Consider the following 559-nt stretch of genomic DNA (forward strand, 5'->3'; position numbering starts at 1 on the left):
AATCCGCAAGCACTTTAATTCATTACCCTGCAGAACACGCCCGTCAGCTATGTTTAACCCGCAATATGCATTAGAAAATCTATTACACATTGAAATTGTTTCAAAACAAGACACTCCGCTGCTCCACTTCAACTCACCAGAACGATGCTCACGAAAGTAATCGGGACAAGTGATGCCTCGTTTCGGTAATGCCTTGTTTTATTTTACTTGCAATGCTCATGACGAACCTCCAATATATAATCCGGGTTTAAAAGTGCAGTTTATTGGCAAAAACACGACTACATTGTCATGGAAAAGTTCGATAAAGACGCTATTGCCGACGGATACGAGATTTCTTTTGTTCTGCAAGAAATTTCGAGGGTTAAGAAAGAAAAGGAAAACGTGAAGAAAGAACTGGCCAGGCTGAAGTGAAATAAGCTAATGCCCCTCCAACTAAAAACATTCTAATGCACCCTTATATGGAAAAACAGGTTCACACAAGGCATATAAAGTAGAAGGCACCATCAAACGTTTTGATGGTGCCTTCAATCTTTAACCAAACCTAACCCTAAACTATGAG

1 protein-coding gene is annotated in these 559 nt (G+C 39.9%); it reads left to right on the forward strand.

The genetic code is table 11. The features are described 5' to 3' along the window. Positions 1-288: 288 nt before the first annotated feature. The gene (locus ACT29I_RS25725) at positions 289-411 is read left to right on the forward strand and encodes a hypothetical protein (RefSeq protein WP_444794870.1); all 123 of its coding nucleotides are present in this window, start codon (positions 289-291) and stop codon (positions 409-411) included. Positions 412-559: the final 148 nt, after the last annotated feature.

This window comes from Saccharicrinis sp. GN24d3, assembly GCF_052400645.1.
Taxonomy (GTDB): Bacteria; Bacteroidota; Bacteroidia; order Bacteroidales; family Marinilabiliaceae; genus Saccharicrinis.